At 33.3% G+C, this 17,738-nt stretch carries 16 protein-coding genes; 10 read left to right on the top strand and 6 right to left on the bottom strand.

Annotated elements, in window-relative coordinates; translation table 11 throughout:
* Nucleotides 1-24: 24 nt before the first annotated feature.
* From ACFS5J_RS10440 to ACFS5J_RS10420, 5 genes are all read right to left on the bottom strand, one after another.
* The gene (locus tag ACFS5J_RS10440) at nt 25-651 is read right to left on the bottom strand and encodes a hypothetical protein (protein ID WP_379812092.1); all 627 of its coding nucleotides are present in this window, start codon (nt 649-651) and stop codon (nt 25-27) included.
* Between the two features lie 225 nt (nt 652-876).
* On the bottom strand, nt 877-1,572 hold the full coding sequence (locus ACFS5J_RS10435; protein ID WP_379812091.1) for a zinc metallopeptidase: 696 nt from the start codon (nt 1,570-1,572) through the stop codon (nt 877-879).
* A 90-nt stretch (nt 1,573-1,662) separates the two neighbouring features.
* Nucleotides 1,663-2,328, bottom strand: a complete 666-nt coding sequence (locus ACFS5J_RS10430; protein ID WP_379812090.1) for a hypothetical protein — start codon at nt 2,326-2,328, stop codon at nt 1,663-1,665.
* Between the two features lie 84 nt (nt 2,329-2,412).
* The gene (locus ACFS5J_RS10425) at nt 2,413-3,192 is read right to left on the bottom strand and encodes a peroxiredoxin family protein (RefSeq protein WP_379812089.1); all 780 of its coding nucleotides are present in this window, start codon (nt 3,190-3,192) and stop codon (nt 2,413-2,415) included.
* Nucleotides 3,193-3,267: 75 nt separating this feature from the next.
* Complete coding sequence (locus ACFS5J_RS10420) at nt 3,268-6,297, bottom strand: leucine--tRNA ligase (protein ID WP_379812087.1); 3,030 nt, start codon at nt 6,295-6,297, stop codon at nt 3,268-3,270.
* 241 nt (nt 6,298-6,538) lie between these two features.
* Between ACFS5J_RS10420 and ACFS5J_RS10415 the strand changes: the two genes are divergently transcribed.
* The 5 genes from ACFS5J_RS10415 to ACFS5J_RS10395 are packed head-to-tail and all read left to right on the top strand — an operon-like array spanning nt 6,539 to nt 9,794.
* Complete coding sequence (locus ACFS5J_RS10415) at nt 6,539-7,414, top strand: cell division protein FtsX (protein WP_379812086.1); 876 nt, start codon at nt 6,539-6,541, stop codon at nt 7,412-7,414.
* 46 nt (nt 7,415-7,460) lie between these two features.
* Nucleotides 7,461-7,691 carry a DUF3098 domain-containing protein gene (locus ACFS5J_RS10410; RefSeq protein ID WP_379812084.1) on the top strand — a complete coding sequence of 77 codons (231 nt, stop codon included), beginning with the start codon at nt 7,461-7,463 and terminating at the stop codon, nt 7,689-7,691.
* A 6-nt stretch (nt 7,692-7,697) separates the two neighbouring features.
* Nucleotides 7,698-8,483: an undecaprenyl-diphosphate phosphatase gene (locus ACFS5J_RS10405; protein WP_379812082.1), complete on the top strand. Its 786-nt coding sequence runs from the start codon at nt 7,698-7,700 to the stop codon at nt 8,481-8,483.
* Nucleotides 8,483-9,181: a tRNA pseudouridine(55) synthase TruB gene (gene truB / locus ACFS5J_RS10400; RefSeq protein WP_379812080.1), complete on the top strand. Its 699-nt coding sequence runs from the start codon at nt 8,483-8,485 to the stop codon at nt 9,179-9,181. The genes ACFS5J_RS10405 and truB overlap by 1 nt, the downstream gene beginning before the upstream one ends.
* Entirely contained in the window at nt 9,171-9,794 is a 624-nt protein-coding gene (locus ACFS5J_RS10395; protein ID WP_379812078.1) for a YiiX/YebB-like N1pC/P60 family cysteine hydrolase, read from the top strand. The genes truB and ACFS5J_RS10395 overlap by 11 nt, the downstream gene beginning before the upstream one ends.
* On the opposite strand, the gene ACFS5J_RS10390 is transcribed toward ACFS5J_RS10395, so the two are convergent.
* The gene (locus tag ACFS5J_RS10390; protein WP_379812077.1) at nt 9,786-10,394 is read right to left on the bottom strand and encodes a thioredoxin family protein; all 609 of its coding nucleotides are present in this window, start codon (nt 10,392-10,394) and stop codon (nt 9,786-9,788) included. The genes ACFS5J_RS10395 and ACFS5J_RS10390 overlap by 9 nt on opposite strands.
* 75 nt (nt 10,395-10,469) lie before the next feature.
* Here ACFS5J_RS10390 and ACFS5J_RS10385 point away from each other — a divergent pair, with 75 nt between their 5' ends.
* The 5 genes from ACFS5J_RS10385 to ACFS5J_RS10365 all read left to right on the top strand — a co-directional run bounded on the left by ACFS5J_RS10385 (nt 10,470) and on the right by ACFS5J_RS10365 (nt 17,710).
* Complete coding sequence (locus ACFS5J_RS10385; protein WP_379812076.1) at nt 10,470-11,249, top strand: patatin-like phospholipase family protein; 780 nt, start codon at nt 10,470-10,472, stop codon at nt 11,247-11,249.
* Between the two features lie 63 nt (nt 11,250-11,312).
* Entirely contained in the window at nt 11,313-12,020 is a 708-nt protein-coding gene (gene pyrH / locus ACFS5J_RS10380) for a UMP kinase (protein WP_379812075.1), read from the top strand.
* 33 nt (nt 12,021-12,053) lie between these two features.
* On the top strand, nt 12,054-12,617 hold the full coding sequence (frr, locus tag ACFS5J_RS10375; protein WP_379812074.1) for a ribosome recycling factor: 564 nt from the start codon (nt 12,054-12,056) through the stop codon (nt 12,615-12,617).
* Nucleotides 12,618-12,783: 166 nt separating this feature from the next.
* Nucleotides 12,784-15,222: a DUF5686 family protein gene (locus ACFS5J_RS10370; protein ID WP_379812073.1), complete on the top strand. Its 2,439-nt coding sequence runs from the start codon at nt 12,784-12,786 to the stop codon at nt 15,220-15,222.
* Between the two features lie 76 nt (nt 15,223-15,298).
* Nucleotides 15,299-17,710, top strand: coding sequence for an efflux RND transporter permease subunit (locus ACFS5J_RS10365; protein WP_379812072.1), 2,412 nt, complete (start codon nt 15,299-15,301; stop codon nt 17,708-17,710).
* Nucleotides 17,711-17,738: the final 28 nt, after the last annotated feature.

Genomic DNA, 17,738 nt, shown 5'->3' with positions numbered 1-17,738 from the left:
ATTTGGGGCTTGTACTACTATCAACTATGAAACTTCTTTTAACTTTCTATGTTTGTTAATTTCATCCTGCAATTGTCTGCGTAACTTTTGTTCTCTTTCAATTGAATTTTGTTTGAACATTTGATACTCATCTTCTACATCCGCTAAAACACCTTTTGAATATTTTGTAATTTCATTGGCTCTTTTAAAACGATACACAAAGAAAGTTGTTACTAATGCAAGTGTAAACAATAACGACCACATGAATAAATTATAATTTCCCTTCTCTAACTGAATTCCTAGAAGACTTATACTGTCAACAGCAGTATTCAATTCAGAATTTTGCAACTTAACCGTTGACAACTCTTTGTTTAAATCCTTAATTACAGTCTCCTTCTTTTCCAATGCAGAATTCAAATTGGAAACTTTATCATTGGAGTTATTCAAAAAAGAAACAAAAGAACGCTGGAATTCCGTTAGCAAATCCTTTTTTATAACTTTATACTCTTTAAAACTAGAGGATTTATCCAATAAAGAATTAAACTTAACTTCAATATTTTTTGCAGGTGACGATTTTTCTGAAAAAACCTCATTGTTTTGCGCTTGCATTACGGATGATGCAGATACCAGAACAACCGTTAATAAAAACGATTTTAATTTGTTTTTTTTCATTTTACTAGATTTTGGGGTTTAGTAAATTTGATTTTCAGCAGTAGCTTCTCTAATTACTGTTTTTATTAAATCGAAAAATAGTCATTTTATTTTACACTTTAACACTTTTTAACACTTTTTAACACTTTTTGGCGTTTAAATTATGCATTTCGTCGATTTTATACAAGCTGAAGCATAAAAAAATCCGACATAAGCGGATTTTAAAAAGTACTATATTTAAGTTTTTTAATCTCGAGAACCCAAAATTCTAAATGCCCAAAATAACAAAGAAGCAAGCGCTCCTATAGCTGCAACCAAATACGTACGTGCAGCCCACTTTAAAGAATCCTCTGCTCCAGCATATTCTTGCTGACTCAACATATTTTTATTTTTCAACCAAGCTAACGCTCTGTTACTAGCGTCATATTCTACTGGCAATGTAATAAAACTAAAAAGTGTTGCAATACCCATTAATATCAAACCGGCTATCGCCACGTAAAAACCTATTCCTGTTTTAGAAGCAACTCCTAATACTAACCCACCCAAAATTAACCATTGTGATAAAGATGATGAAATATTAACCAAAGGCACTAGGTTAGAACGCATGGTCAACCAATTGTAAGCCTGTGCATGTTGTACCGCATGCCCACATTCATGAGCTGCTACTGCTGCTGCAGCCGCATTACGTTGGTTATAAACAGCCTCACTTAAATTCACCGTTTTATCAACCGGATTATAATGATCTGTCAAACGTCCTGGTGTAGAAATCACTTTTACATCATATATTCCATTATCATGTAGCATTTTTTCTGCAATTTCAGCACCACTCATGCCATTGCGTAAATGGACTTTAGAATATTCTTCAAACTTACTTTTCAAACGTGCACTTACTAGCCAACTAAATAATGCAATTGCTCCTATCAATAAATAATACTCGATCATAGTTTATTGTATTTTCAATATTTTATAAAGTTACAGCAAATTATATTCCAAAACTACAAAATGACAGTTTGACACTTTTAAAGCAAGATGCTACATAATGGTAATCCCAAAAACAAGTCGGTTGTTTCCAATTTCTTTAACGGTATTATTAATACTTGCATAGTCTGACTTCCATTTTCCATTAGTAAACGGAATTTCATAACCAACATTGGCACGTAAAGCCACTTTACTTTTGTTAAACAAATAAAAAGAAACTGAAGGCCCTGCATAAAATATTTCGTTTCGTAATTCGATAAGACCGCTATTGTTGGCTGGATTCAAATCATCTAAATCAACACTATTCCCACGAGATGAAATCGCAACAGTATTGGCAAAAGCCCCAATACTTAAACCCGTCGTTAAAGCAATTTTCTCTTTAACCAACACATTGTAATGCACTCTAAACTTTGCATCGAAACCTATATTTTTAGTCTCAGTTGTTGCATTGTCATCCTTTGAAAAGAAAAATCCCATTTCTCCATCTCCTGAAAACTTTTCTCCAAAAATATTCATACCAATATTTAACTGCGGATAGGTCGTTTTCAATTGGGCAACATTTGACTCTCGCAACTTTGTATTAAGGTCATACTTTTGTGTTGCAAGTCCAATACCAAAATAGTAATCAACCGAAACAGCTTTGTCCTTTTCCTGTGTTTCTTCTTGCGCAAACCCCATAAATGCTAATCCTAAAAAAAGGGCTGAAAAAAATGATTTCATAATTTGTTATACTTGATTATTAAACCCCACTAAAATAAAAATATTCTAAACATGTTGTAAAATAAAAACTACAATTACTGCACCTTATTTCTTAATCAACTTTGAAATGGTTTTATTCATATCTTTAATCATATCTTTCATAAAAAACTCATTCACATAAGCTACAGTACCTTGTTTATCCAAAATCAAATTTGTCGGAAAATATTTTACCCCGAATTGATCAATCGTTTTTTGATCTTTAGGTATAATTGTTAAATCCAAATCATGTTTCGTTAAAAAAGTTTCAATCAATTCTTTTTCATTAAAAGTAATAGCAAAAAAGACCACATCATCATTTTTAAAGTCAGCCTTCATTTTATTCAAATCGGGAATTTCCTTAATACAAGGAGCACATTTAGTAAACCAAAAATTCAACACTACCACTTTCCCTTTCAAATCTTCCAATGTATACACATTACCTTGCATGTCAGTTAAATGCAAATGTTCAACTATATTACCTTTTAGTGATTTACGGTGCTGCTTATCTGTATCAAACATCTCTTTAAATTGCTTTTGCTCTTCTTTTACATCGTCCTTAGTCTTTTTATGCAAAACAATAGCCGTATTTGCTTTTAAAGAGTCCTTGAAAATAATATTTTTATACTTACCTATTTCACGATGTTTCACCAAAGAATCGATATACGAAATTTCAAATCGTTGCCCGTTCTCCAGAAAATAATTCACTTTTAAAGTGGAATCTTTTGCCTTTAAATCCATAAACTCTTTACCCGAAATCTTGACATAAGTACTTTCTAAAAAGGAATATTCTTGAGCCCAACCGTTAACAACAAAAAGCACCATTAAAAAAGCAATTTTTTTCATCATAGTATTAAATAAAAAGTCCAAATATTAAAGTATAAAACTCAATATTTGGACTTTTATTGTGTGTTTTGTAAGAAATTACCCTACCATGTTAATAATCTTTCCTGGAACAATAATAACTTTATTAGGCGTTCTACCTTGTAATTGTGCTTGCGTTCTTTCATCAGCCATTACAATTTCTTCAATTTGAGCTGCAGTCAAATCCAATGGTAATTCAATTTTAAAACGCATTTTTCCATTGAACGAAACTGGATATTCTTTACTGCTTTCTACTAAATAAGATGCTTCAAATTTAGGGAAGTCAACTGTAGCTATAGAACCTTCGTTTCCTAATGCATTCCATAACTCTTCCGCAATGTGTGGCGCATAGGGTGAAATGATAACCCCTAACGGTTCTAAAATGGCACGATGGTGACATTTTTGTTGTGCCAATTCGTTAACACAAATCATAAATTGTGAAACTGAAGTATTAAACGAGAAGTTTTCAATATCTTCAGTCACCTTTTTAATCGTCTTGTGTAACGATTTGTACATCTCTTTTGTTGGCTCTTCATTGGTAACAATCAAACCATTGTCGTCAAAATACAAACGCCATAATTTCTTTAGGAATCCAAAAACACCAGTAATACCTGCAGTATTCCAAGGTTTTGCTTGCTCTAGTGGCCCTAAGAACATCTCATACAAACGTAAGGTATCAGCACCATATTCATTACAAATATCATCTGGATTAACTACATTATATTTTGATTTTGACATTTTTTCAACCTCACGACCTACAATGTATTTCCCGTCTTCTAATATGAATTCAGCATTTGCATAATCTTTATACAAAGGATTTGCTTTGAATTTTTCGATGTCTAATTCAGAAGTAATATCATTAATACATGATAAATCAACATGAATTGGATTTATGATAGTAGAAATAAAATTCTGAGTTAAACTTTTACAATTTAGTTTCTCATTAGTAAATTCCGTTTTATAAACCTCATCTTTGATGATATCAGTAATTTCATAATATTTATCATCATCTAATCCCAGTGTACCTTGACTGTTATTTTTCACAAAACATTTGGGTACAACAAAAGTCTTAGAATATATAATTTTATCTAATTTAGAATTATCCTCTAGAGTTATAAATAACTCTGTCTTATAAACAAGCCTATAAACAAAAGCAGAATTCCCCAAAATCATTCCCTGATTGATCAGTTTTTTGAATGGTTCTTCTGTTGGTGCAACACCTCTATCTTTTAAGAATTTGTTCCAAAAACGAGAATACAATAAGTGTCCGGTTGCGTGCTCACTTCCTCCAATATATAAATCTACATTTTCCCAATATTTCAATGCATCAGCACTAGCAAATTCGTTCTCGTTGTGAGCATCCATATAACGCATCCAATACCAAGAACTTCCAGCCCAACCCGGCATTGTGTTCAACTCTAATGGAAACACGCTCGTGTGATTTATATTATCATTTGATACCACTTCGTTCTTTTCAACATCCCAAGCCCAAACGGAAGCATTACCTAAAGGTGGTTGCCCGTCTTCCGTTGGTAAATACTTCTCCACTTCTGGTAAAGCAATTGGCAAATGTTTCACATCTATCATTTGTGGTAAACCATTCACATAATATACTGGAAACGGTTCTCCCCAATAACGTTGACGTGAAAATACAGCATCGCGCAAACGGTAATTGGTTTTACCAAAACCTTGTTTTATATTTTCTAAAGCTTCAATCGCTTTTTTCGTTCCTTCTTTATATCCTAATCCGTTTAAGAAATCAGAATTCACCAATTCAAAACCTTCTTTTGCACCAAAAGCGGCTTCCGAAATATCTTGATTGAAAATGTTCTTAATCTCCGGCATACCATTAGTTCCTTTGAAGAAATTTGCGAAAGCATAATCGCGCTCATCGCCACATGGAACCGCCATTACAGCACCTGTACCGTATCCTGCCAATACATAATCCCCTATCCAAACCGGAATTGGTTCTTTTGTAAATGGATGCTCGGCATAAGCACCGGTGAAAACACCCGAAATGGTTTTAACATCAGCCATACGTTCTCTTTCCGAACGCTTTGCTGTTGCTTCAATATACGCTTCAACCGTTTCTTTTTGTTCTGGTGTAGTAATTTTAGCCACCAAATCATGCTCTGGTGCCAAAGTCATGAATGTAACTCCAAAAATAGTATCAGGACGCGTTGTAAATACATCAATAGCGGCATCATGATTGTTCACTTTGAAAGTAACCATTGCTCCTACTGATTTACCAATCCAGTTACGTTGCGATTCTTTCAACGATTCAGTCCAATCAATAGTTTCCAAACCTTGAAGTAAACGCTCCGCGTAAGCCGAAATACGCATCGACCATTGTGTCATTTTTTTTCGAATAACTGGATGACCTCCACGCTCTGAAACCCCATTTACAATTTCATCATTGGCTAAAACGGTTCCCAAAGCAGGACACCAGTTTACTTCTGTTTCTGCTAAATAGGTTAATCTGTATTGTAATAGTATTTTTTGTTGCTCTTCTGAAGAAAATGATTTCCATTCTTCAGCTGTAAAAGAAACAATAGCATCATCACATACTGCATTCACATTGGCATTCCCTTCTTTTTCAAAAACAGTCACTAAAGTTGCAATATCTTCCGCTTTGTTTGTATCGTTATTGTACCACGAATTGAACAATTGGATAAAAATCCATTGTGTCCATTTGTAATAATCCGCATTTGAAGTGCGAACTTCTCTGCTCCAATCGAATGAAAATCCTATTTTGTCCAACTGCTCACGGTAGCGTGCAATATTTTCCTTTGTAGTTTTATCAGGATGTTGCCCCGTTTGAATCGCATATTGCTCTGCAGGTAACCCAAAAGAGTCATACCCTTGCGGGTGCAAAACATTAAACCCTTGATGACGCTTGTAGCGTGCCACAATATCAGAAGCAATATAACCTAGTGGATGCCCAACGTGCAATCCTGCTCCCGAAGGATAAGGAAACATGTCTAAAACATAATATTTTGGCTTTTCAGAATTATTTGACGCTGCAAAAGTTTGATTTTCCGACCAATACTGTTGCCACTTCGCTTCGATTTCGTTTGGATTGTATTTCATTCCGATTTACTATGGTTTTATTCGAGTTTTACTTTCGCTTACTCTAATCATTCTTTATTTATTCTAATTGCGATTTTTAATTTACCTAAAACGCAATTCAAACATTCACGCTGAATCGCGCTGAATCTTTAAAAATCAGCTGCAAATTTACGTTTATTGTACGAAAGTCAAAACTTTAGCCGTTATATTCTATATATCCCAAATTTCTTTTTTATTTTTACCGCATAATTTACAGCTATCTATGACTTCAAAGTTTGAAACCTATCAAAAAAGACGTTTAATATCTTCTTATTTTTCAGTGGTTATCAGTATTTTTCTCGTATTATTCTTATTGGGGACATTGGGGTTATTTGTGATCAATTCTAAAAAAATCACCAACGATTTCAAGGAAAATATTCCGATGACTGTTTTCTTCAAAAACGAAGCTAAGGATAGTGTTTTGAGCAACTTTGACACGAAGTTGAAGAATTCACTTTTCATAAAAGAGTATGCCTTTGTTCATAAAGACAGTGCCGCTAAAAACAATGTTGATATTGTAGGTAAAGATTTCATGGAATTTTTAGGATTTAACCCCCTTCAAAACTCATTTGACATTAATTTGAAAGGAGATTATGTGGTAGCGGACAGTATCAAAATTATTGAAGCTGACATTAAGAAAAATGAATTTGTTTCTGAAATTATATACGACAAACAATTGGTTGACCTAGTAAATAACAACATCAAAAAAATTAGTTTTTGGATGTTAGTTATCAGTGGTTTCTTAGCTGTTGTAGCCATGTTATTAATAAACAGTTCGTTGCGTTTATCCATCTACTCACATCGTTTTACCATTAAAACCATGCAAATGGTAGGTGCTACCAAATCGTTTATCCGAAAACCATTTATCTGGAGAAGTATCAAGTTAGGTTTAGCGGGTTCTATTTTAGCAATTATTGCTTTATTCGGATTAGTATATTACGTAGATGGCTTATTCCCGAGTTTACAAATTGCGAAAGACTACATCTCACTTGGAATTGTATCGGCAGGAATTTTATTTGTAGGTATCATAATTACAACCATCAGTACTTTTTTTGCTACACAACGCTTCTTAAATTTAAGAACCGACGATTTATATTAATATTGATTCGTATTCGATAACACAATTGAACGTAAAAAATACAATTATGGAAAATAACAAACCAGAATTTTTATTTGACAAGGTAAATTACAAATTCCTTTTAATTGGATTGGCTGTGATTGCTTTAGGATTCATTTTAATGAGCGGCGGTGGTAGTGATGACCCAAATGAATGGAGCGATGCTATCTTTGATTTCAGAAGAATACGTTTGGCTCCAACTACAGTTTTAATTGGTTTTGGAATTGTAATTTTTGCAATTTTTAAAAAGGAGAAATAATAATTCATGGACATTTTACAAGCTATTATTCTTGCTATTATTGAAGGAATAACAGAATTTTTACCAGTTTCTTCAACTGGACATATGATTATCGCTTCTTCCTTTTTTGGTATCGCTAGTGATGATTTTACGAAACTTTTCACGATTGTTATTCAATTGGGAACTATTTTATCGGTTGTCATTTTGTATTTCAAACGTTTTTTTCAAAGTTTAGATTTTTACTACAAACTTTTTGTAGCCTTTATACCAGCTGTAATTTTTGGACTTTTATTAAGTGATTTTATTGACAGTTTATTGGAAAACCCAATAACGGTTGCAATTTCATTAATCATTGGTGGAGTACTACTTTTAAAAGTTGATGAATGGTTTGGCAATTCCGATAATACTGAAATCTCATATCCTACTGCTTTTAAAATAGGATTATTTCAGTGTTTGGCCATGATACCGGGTGTATCGCGAAGTGGTGCCAGTATTGTAGGTGGTATGAGTCAAAAATTATCGAGAACAACAGCTGCAGAATTTTCGTTTTTCTTAGCTATTCCTACCATGTTAGGTGCTACGGTAAAAAAATCATACGATTATTACAAAGCAGGATTCGAATTATCACAAGACCAAGTAAACCTGCTGATTATCGGAAACGTTGTCGGTTTTATAGTTGCCATGATTGCTATTAAATCGTTCATTGGTTATTTGAGCAAACACGGTTTTAAAATTTTTGGTTATTACCGAATTGTTGCAGGTGTTGCCATATTGTTAATCCACTTTTTCATTCAAAAACTAACCGTGATTTAATGCAGGCAGAAGAATATTTAGCAGGACAAGTACTTTTAATTGACAAACCTTTGCATTGGTCATCTTTTCAAGCGGTTAACAAATTAAAATATTTACTTAAAAGACAATACAACTTACCAAAAAAGTTCAAAATTGGTCATGCAGGAACTTTAGATCCATTGGCTTCAGGTCTATTAATAATCTGCACCGGAAAAGCTACCAAAACCATTTCTGACATACAAGGTCAAGTTAAGGAATATACTGGAACCATCACAGTAGGTGCCACTACCCCTTCATATGATTTGGAAACTGAAGTTGATGCGACTTTCCCAACAGAACACATCACTCCGGAATTAATTTTGGAAACCACTAAACAATTTCTAGGAGAAATCGACCAAAAACCACCTGTTTTTTCAGCCATCAAAAAAGACGGAAAACGTTTGTACGAGCATGCGAGAGCGGGTGAAGAAGTTGAAATAAAAGCACGTAAAACTACAATTCACGAGTTTGAAGTTACTCGAATTGCGCTTCCCGAAATTGATTTTAGAATTCAATGCAGCAAAGGAACTTACATTCGCTCTATAGCTTACGATTTTGGTTTAGCTTTACAATCAGGCGGGCATTTAACAGCACTTCGCCGAACTAAAATCGGGAACTACTCTGTAGAAAATGCAGTTACTCCAAAAGCTTTTGAAAAATCCATTTTAAATGAAGACTAAGATTTTTACAATTGTCTTTTTAATCTCGCTTTTTAGCTTTTCCCAGAATAACAGTACCCTAAAAACTGGCGACATTATTTTTCAATCCATGGATTGTGGACCATTATGCGACGCCATTAATCAAGTTACCAAAGGTTACAAAGGAAATGATTTCAGTCATTTGGGAATGGTTTACATTAAAAACGATAGCGTCTATGTATTGGAAGCAGCTGGTGAAGCTGTAAAAATTACCCCCTTAAACGTTTTTAGAAAATATACGGATAAACCGATGTTCGTGGGCCGCCTTAAGACAAAATACCAAAAATTTATTCCTGATGCTATCCAATTCACATTGGAACAAGTTGGGATGCCTTACGACAAAGCTTATCTGTATGACAATGGCGCTTATTATTGTTCCGAATTGATTTACGATGCTTTTTTACATGCTGTTGGAAAACCATTTTTCAAGCTAGAGCCAATGACTTTTAAAGCACCGCATTCCAAAGAATATTTTGACGTTTGGGAAGACTACTATACTCAGCTAAATATGGAAATACCTGAAGGACAATTGGGTTGTAATCCTGGAGGCATTTCCACATCTAACAAACTTAAAATTATTGGAAAACTATACTAACACTTTTTCCGAAATTAAAGTCGCAATTTCATTTTGCGTTGTAATTCCTTTATCGTGTAAATACCATTTTTGTAATTCTATTTTAGCAGGTTCGTCCACTACACCATGTGTAGCTTTATAATCCGCAATTAATTTACGAGCTGGTTCTGGACGAGGTCCCCAATCCCCTATTACTTCATTGGTTACAGAATCTATCATGATTAACTTTGGAATTGCTCTTGCTCCATTTGTCAAAAATTCATTCATTAAAGCATCATTTTCATCGCGCAAAACAATTTTCAAATCAATTTTATCCGATACTTCAGCCATTTTGTGAATTATAGGAACCAATTGTGCTGCATCGCCACACCAACCTTCTGAAAGCAACAACCAAGTTACATTTCTTTGTAAAGATTGCAATTGACTTTTAACTTCGTCAGTAATTTGAATGGTTTTTTCCAAACGATTCATTCGAGTTTCATTCAATTCGGAATAATTTAATAATGCTTCCGATTGTGTATTTCCTGTTGATTTACCTTCAGAAATTAAAGTTGAAACCAAATCACGATATTGTGAATAGGATAGACTATTTTTAAATGCTTGTGCTAATATTTTTTCCATTTTAAAACCTTTTACATTGCAAATTTAAGTTTAAATTTGAAAAACAAGTGTAAGCTATGTTACAAAACCCAAAAAATGGATCTAAACTCTAAAAGTATTGGTTTGGTATTATCAGGTGGTGGTTCTAAGGGAATTGCACATGCGGGAGCTATAAAATTTCTAGAAGAACAAGGAATAAAACCCAAGATGCTTGCAGGAAGTAGTGCTGGCTCAATAATCGCTGGCCTCTATGCTTTTGGTAAAACACCTGAAGAAATTTTAAACTTTTTTCAATCAGTTGTTTTCTTTCATTGGCGCCATTTCACCCTTAAAAAACCAGGCATTGTAGACCCCGAATCCTTTCGTTATTATTTTGAAAAATTAGTAGGCACAACAAAAATTGGCGATTTATCCATACCTGTAAAAATAACCGCTACCGATTTAATCTCGGGAAAACTGAAAGTTTTTCCAGAGGAAACAAAACTTTCCGATGCTATTTTAGCCTCATCTTCTTTTCCAGGCATGTTTTCTCCCTACAAAATAAACGGACATTTATATAGTGATGGGGGAATCTTAAATCATTTTCCAAGTGATTTATTACAAGGACAATGCGAGAAAATAATCGGAATTTATGTTAGTCCCATTCAAAATGTGGAGGCTAAAGATTTAAATTCAATTCGCGCGGTTTCAACTAGAGCTTTTGAATTACTTTCGGCTCATGGAAATTATCAAAAATTTGATTTATGCGATTGGGTTATTGAACCTAAAGAACTTTCCAATTATAGCACTTTTGAAACTAATAAGTCGAAAATGAAAGTAATTTTTGATATTGGCTATAATGAAGCTAAAAAAACATTTGAAGAATTGACTTCTTAAATACCTCTCTCTTTGAGTATATTGTAAATTTATGTAAGTTTGCAGCATATTTATAACTACGCAATGAAATACAAGAGAATTCTTCTAAAATTAAGTGGCGAGGCTTTAATGGGCGAGCGTCAATATGGAATAGATCCAAAACGTTTGGCTGAATATGCAGCAGAAATTAAGCAAATTCACGACAAAGGCATTGAAATTGCCATCGTTATTGGAGGAGGAAATATTTTTAGAGGAATTGCAGGAGCTAGTAATGGAATGGACAGAGTACAAGGAGACTATATGGGGATGCTTGCTACTGTTATCAATGGAATGGCTTTGCAAGGTGCTCTTGAAGAAGCAGGGATGCAAACACGTTTGCAAACTGCTTTGAAAATTGAAGCAATTGCAGAACCTTATATCAAAAGACGTGCAACACGTCACTTGGAAAAAGGAAGAATCGTAATTTTTGGTGCAGGAACAGGAAATCCATATTTCACGACTGATACAGCAGCTGTTTTAAGAGGTATTGAAGTAGGTGCTGATGTTATTTTGAAAGGTACCCGTGTAGATGGCGTTTACAATGCTGATCCTGAAAAAGATGCAAATGCCGTTAAATTTGACTACATTACCTTTGAAGATGTGTTAGCAAAAGGATTAAATGTAATGGATACTACAGCATTTACATTAAGTCAAGAAAACAAATTACCTATTATTGTTTTTGACATGAACAAAGATGGTAACCTGTTAAAAGTGTGTGAAGGAAAAACTGTAGGCACAACAGTAACGATATAATTATTACTAAGTTTGAAGTAAAAATCTATACCAATGACAGAAGAAATTAATTTTATAATAGACAATGCAAAAGAATCAATGGAAGGTTCTATTGCGCATTTAGAAAAAGAATTTTTAAACATTAGAGCAGGTAAAGCTTCTCCACAAATGTTAGGTGGTGTTTTTGTGGATTATTATGGCTCTCAAACACCTTTATCGCAGGTAGCAAATATCAATGCTGCTGATGCAAGAACACTTACTGTTACACCTTGGGAAAAAAATATGATTCAACCAATTGAAAAAGCAATCATGATTGCTAATCTTGGTTTAAATCCAATGAACAACGGTGAAAGTATCATCATCAATATTCCTGCTTTAACTGAAGAGCGTAGGAAAGATTTAGTTAAGCAGGCTAAAGCTGAGGCTGAAGATGCTAAAATCGGAATTCGTAACGCTCGTAAAGATGCGAATACGGACATTAAGAAAGAAGAGAAAAACGGAACTTCGGAAGACATTTGTAAAAAAGCGGAAGAAGACGTTCAAAAACTAACAGATGCTTATATCAAGAAAATTGAAGAACACTTGGTAATCAAAGAAGCTGAAATCATGAAAGTTTAATACAAAATCCCGATTTAATCGGGATTTTTTTATTAAAAAAACCTTACAACAAACTAATTTTAAACACGTTTTTAAAGTGTACTGTTATTTTGTGTAAGTTTGCAATCATCAATTACTACCAATGCGCAACCTGCTACTCTTAACCTTTTTTTCAATCACTTCATTTTTGTTTTCCCAAACAAAAATAAAGGGACAAGTTATTGATTTTGACACTACTATACCTATTTCATTTGCAACAATTGTACATGAAGGTAAAACAACAACTACTGATTGGGAAGGAAGATTCAGCATTACCGTTTCTGATTTTAAAAAACCTATTGTTTTCAAATACAAAGGGTATTACGATAAATTTGCTTATGCCAATTCAAAAACTACATTCTTATTAATAAAAGCAGTTACTGACATCAATCAGAAAAAACAGGAACTGTATACCGATAACGATGTTAATAAAATTATTAAAAAGGTAATTGAAAATCGTGACACGAATGACCCAGATGAAAAACTAGGGAGTTACGAATATAAAAACTACGAATACATTCAAGTATCTGCTAATCCTGATAGTATTTCATCAAAAATTGACACTATTTACAAAAGAAACATTTTTGGTAAACGCAGAATAAAGTTGGATTCAACCAATTACAAATTCAAAAAAATTATTGAAAACCAACATTTGTACCAAACGGAAAAGGTCAATTTAATTCAACACAACCAACAAGGCGACAAAGAAACCGTATTAGCTACCCGTATGGCAGGTTTCAAACAACCTATATATGAGTTTTTGGGGTTAAAACTGATTTCATATTCGGTATATGAAAATCCTTTTGAAATTTTAGAAACACCTGTTCAAAATCCCATCTCAAATTATGGTCGTATTCTTTACAATTATACTTTGATTGACACTGTAAAAGTTGATGGTCGTAGTGCATATCGTATTTATTTCCAACCTAAAAAATTACGTTCGAATAGATTAAGAGGATTGCTCTATATTGACACCAAGACTTTTGCGATTTCAAAAGCATATTATCGCATTTATGGAATTGTCAACATAAATGCTACTTACACTTTTGACTACTTAAAAGATCAAAATTTATGGTTCCCAAAAAAGAGAGAATTTAAGGTACACAAAGGGAGTAACAAAGAAGATTTAAAAATTTTAGGCGGAACTATAAAATTCAAAGCCTCTCTTGAACAGAATAATGAAAACAACACGAGTGACCAAGCTTATTTACAAATAGAATCCACTCCTTTTGACATTAAAATCAACAAACCAGTTCAAATTAGTAAACCGCAAATTAAAATTAATGTTCCAGCTAGTAGTTTGAACAAACCAAAATCATATTGGAGCGAGTTTACAAAAGATACTATTGACAAAAGAAAAATTAAAACTTATACTTCAATTGACAGCCTTTCTGTTTCAGAAAGAATTGAAGACCGTATTTTTCTTGGACGAAAAATTATTAACGGTTACTTCCCTGTATCACTATTTGATATTGATTTGAGAAGTATCATCAAATACAACAATTTTGAAGGTTTCCGCTTTGGAATTGGAGCGATTACAAATGACAAACTTGCCGAAAATTATAGTATCGCGTTTTATGGTGCTTATGGCTTAAAAGATGATGTTTTTAAATTTGGTATTACACCGTCATACCGCATCGACAAAACATCTGAAACTTGGGTGAGTGCAAGCTATACAGACGATTTAAATGAGATTGCACAGACTAGTTTTGCTACCGATTCTAGACGTTTCAAAATTTACGACCCTCGACCTATTAATATCTCGACATTTTACAATGCCAAAACAAGTAGTCTATCCATAGAAAGCAAAATATTAGCTAAGACAAGCTCTTATTTTAGTATCGCACATAATTCTATCACGCCACTTTTTGACTACACGTATAGTGTTAATGATGTTTCCTATACAAAATATAATCTTTCAACAGCCCAATTATCATTTCAATGGAACCCGTTTAGTAATTATATGCAAACCCCGCTAGGTTTAATTGAATACGAAAAGCGTCACCCAAAATTTTCATTACAATTCACCCAAACTTTACCAGGTATCACAGAAAAAGAAATTAATTTTTCAAAAATAGATTTTAAAACCTATTACGAAATTCCATATTTATCGGGTCAAAAAAGTACTGTTTTATTTCAAGGAGGAATCGTTTTTGGCAATGCTCCATTAACACATTTATACAGTATTGCACCTAACAACATCAATAGAGATGCCATTCTAAAACGTATCACGTTTGCGGGTAAAAATAGCTTTGAAACCATGTATTACAATGAATTTTTCTCAGACCGTTTTTTATCTTTACAACTCAAGCATACTTTTAACCGTGTAAACATTGGCTATAAAATAAATCCTGAGTTTTCAGTTGCTACACGATTTGCTTGGGGAACAATTGACCACCCCGAAAACCATATTGGCTTACCTTTCAAATCTCTTGAAAAAGGGTTTATAGAAAGTGGTGTTGAAGCCAATAAAATTTTTAAAGGACTTGGCTTAACAACTTATTACCGCTATGGACCAAATCAATTGTCAAATTTTGACGATAATATATCCATAAAAATTACCTATTTTCTAGATTTAGGCTTGTAAATTTATCTTAATTCTCAATTTGGAAACCAACTATTTAAGCAATAATACTTACCTTTGCAGCTAATTTTTTGCAAAAATGTTAAAGTGGTTGAGTACCAGTTTCTGGGATTATATAGCGGGTAGAATTTTAAGAAACCGTATCGGTTTACTTATAACCCTAGTAATATTTACAATTTTCATGTCGCTTCAGTGGAAAAACATGCGTTTTTCATTTACAGAGGCCAATCTCCTGCCTGATAACCATGAAGTAAATGTTCAATACAACGCTTTCTTGGATAAATTTGGAGAAGAAGGTAACTTAATCGTTATTGGATTTAAAAACGAACCCTTCTTTACGCCAAAAAACTTAGCCCTATGGGAGAACTTCATTGCTGAAATTAAAAAAGACAAAGCGGTTGATTTTTCTATTTCAATTGAAGATTTACAAGTTTTAAAAAAAGATACTGCAAATCAGAAGTTTGTTACAGAACCTTTTATCAATAATGCCAAAATTTCTGAAACTTATTTAAAAGAAAAGGAAAAGGAATTTTTTAACGACCTTCCTTTTTACGAAGGCATATTATTCAACAAAGAAAGTGGCGCAGTACGTTTTGCCATTTACATGAACAAAAGCATTGTAAACACACCTGCCCGCAAAGATTTTATTTTAAAATATTTAAGTAAAGAAAAAATTGATGCCTTTGAAAAAGCATCCGGTATTGACTTGAAAATTTCAGGAATGCCTTATATCAGAACCTTAAATTCTGTGAGTATTATTGATGAAATAGGATTGTTTGTAGGAGCTGCACTAGCCATTACATCTTTACTATTCTTTTTCTTTTTCAGAAGCTTCAGAGCCACCCTACTTTCGATGTCAATTGTAATCATCGGTGTAATGTGGTCTTTTGGTACACTTGGTTTATTCAATTATGAAATCACGGTACTAACTGCAATCATTCCACCACTTATAATTGTGATTGGAATCCCAAACTGTATTTTCTTAATCAACAAATACCAACAAGAAATCAGATTACACGGAAACAAAGCCAAATCGCTTCAACGTGTTATTTCGAAAGTGGGTAACGCAACTTTAATGACCAATTTAACAACTGCTGCCGGTTTTGCGACCTTTATTGCTACTGATAGTGTTTTGCTTAAAGAATTTGGTATAGTTGCTTCGCTTAACATCTTTTTCTTGTTTTTATTATGTCTAATTATTATCCCAATTGCATATAGTTTTATGCCGTTACCAAAAGAAAAACATTTGGAACACTTGCGCAAAAACTACATGAAATCGTTTATCAATTGGATAGAAAACACCATTAAAAGGCATAACGTTGCCATTTTTGGAGTAGCTATCGGACTATTAGTTTTTGGAATCATTGGTATTTTTCGTATCAATGTTTCAGGAAGTATTATTGAAGACATGCCCAAAAGCACAGGCTTTTTTGATGACATTTTATTCTACGAAGAAGAGTTTGATGGGGTAATGCCATTGGAGATTATGATTGATACTAAGCGTCCAAAAGGCGTTATGAAGTCGACAACTTTAAAGAAAATCAATCAACTTCAAGAAACAATCGAAGAAATTCCAGAATTGTCAAAACCGGTATCTATCGTTAATTTGGTAAAATATGCCAAACAAACGTATTACAACGGAAATCCCGAATATTACGAATTACCAACCAAGCAAGAAGAAGCTTTTATCTTATCGTATGTAAAAAATTCGACCAAAAAGGGTGATGACAATATGATGAAAAGTTATGTAGATAGTACAGGGCAATTTGCACGTATTACCACTTTCATGCGCGATATTGGTACGGATAAAATGGCTAAAATTGAAGAACGTTTACAAGAAAAAATCGACAAAATTTTCCCAGAAGAACGCTATGTCGTTACTATGACTGGAAAAGCGTATGTTTTTGAAAAAGGAACACATTATTTGGTACACAACTTAGTATTATCGCTACTCTTTGCTATTTTATTAATTTCTTTATTAATGGCCTATTTGTTCCGTTCGTTCAAAATGATTATTGTATCGTTGTTACCGAATATTTTACCATTAATCATAACTGCTGGATTAATGGGCTTTTTAGGAGTTCCTATTAAACCTTCTACTATTTTAGTATTTAGTATTGCCTTTGGTATTTCGGTGGATGATACAATTCATTTCTTGGCAAAATACCGTCAAGAACTTAAAGCGAACAAGTGGAAAATTAAAAAATCGGTTTACAATACGGTTAAAGAAGCTGGTGTAAGTATGTTCTATACTTCAGTAGTTTTATTCTTTGGTTTTTCGGTATTTACATTATCGAGTTTTGGAGGAACTGTAGCATTGGGAAGTTTAGTAGCCGCCACTCTATTATTTGCAATGCTTTCTAATTTAATTTTGCTTCCTGCATTATTATTATCATTAGAAAAATCAATTGCAAACGAACAAGAATTCATCGAACCAACGATAGACATTTTAGCAGAAGATAAAGAAGAAGACAAGAGAAAAGACGAATAATTTTATATTTGCATTATAATTTTACACA

It is taken from the genome of Flavobacterium chuncheonense (genome assembly GCF_042686145.1).
Classification (GTDB): domain Bacteria; phylum Bacteroidota; class Bacteroidia; order Flavobacteriales; family Flavobacteriaceae; genus Flavobacterium; species Flavobacterium chuncheonense.
This window is presented reverse-complemented; position numbering and strand designations above follow the sequence as displayed.

Excerpts from the sequence above, each read along its gene's own strand:
- ACFS5J_RS10440 (WP_379812092.1), bottom strand. The coding sequence starts at position 651 with ATGAAAAAAAACAAATTAAAATCGTTTTTATTAACGGTTGTTCTGGTA.
- ACFS5J_RS10435 (WP_379812091.1), bottom strand. The coding sequence starts at position 1,572 with ATGATCGAGTATTATTTATTGATAGGAGCAATTGCATTATTTAGTTGG.
- ACFS5J_RS10430 (WP_379812090.1), bottom strand. The coding sequence starts at position 2,328 with ATGAAATCATTTTTTTCAGCCCTTTTTTTAGGATTAGCATTTATGGGG.
- ACFS5J_RS10425 (WP_379812089.1), bottom strand. The coding sequence starts at position 3,192 with ATGATGAAAAAAATTGCTTTTTTAATGGTGCTTTTTGTTGTTAACGGT.
- ACFS5J_RS10420 (WP_379812087.1), bottom strand. The coding sequence starts at position 6,297 with ATGAAATACAATCCAAACGAAATCGAAGCGAAGTGGCAACAGTATTGG.
- ACFS5J_RS10415 (WP_379812086.1), top strand. The coding sequence starts at position 6,539 with ATGACTTCAAAGTTTGAAACCTATCAAAAAAGACGTTTAATATCTTCT.
- ACFS5J_RS10410 (WP_379812084.1), top strand. The coding sequence starts at position 7,461 with ATGGAAAATAACAAACCAGAATTTTTATTTGACAAGGTAAATTACAAA.
- ACFS5J_RS10405 (WP_379812082.1), top strand. The coding sequence starts at position 7,698 with ATGGACATTTTACAAGCTATTATTCTTGCTATTATTGAAGGAATAACA.
- truB (WP_379812080.1), top strand. The coding sequence starts at position 8,483 with ATGCAGGCAGAAGAATATTTAGCAGGACAAGTACTTTTAATTGACAAA.
- ACFS5J_RS10395 (WP_379812078.1), top strand. The coding sequence starts at position 9,171 with ATGAAGACTAAGATTTTTACAATTGTCTTTTTAATCTCGCTTTTTAGC.
- ACFS5J_RS10390 (WP_379812077.1), bottom strand. The coding sequence starts at position 10,394 with ATGGAAAAAATATTAGCACAAGCATTTAAAAATAGTCTATCCTATTCA.
- ACFS5J_RS10385 (WP_379812076.1), top strand. The coding sequence starts at position 10,470 with ATGGATCTAAACTCTAAAAGTATTGGTTTGGTATTATCAGGTGGTGGT.
- pyrH (WP_379812075.1), top strand. The coding sequence starts at position 11,313 with ATGAAATACAAGAGAATTCTTCTAAAATTAAGTGGCGAGGCTTTAATG.
- frr (WP_379812074.1), top strand. The coding sequence starts at position 12,054 with ATGACAGAAGAAATTAATTTTATAATAGACAATGCAAAAGAATCAATG.
- ACFS5J_RS10365 (WP_379812072.1), top strand. The coding sequence starts at position 15,299 with ATGTTAAAGTGGTTGAGTACCAGTTTCTGGGATTATATAGCGGGTAGA.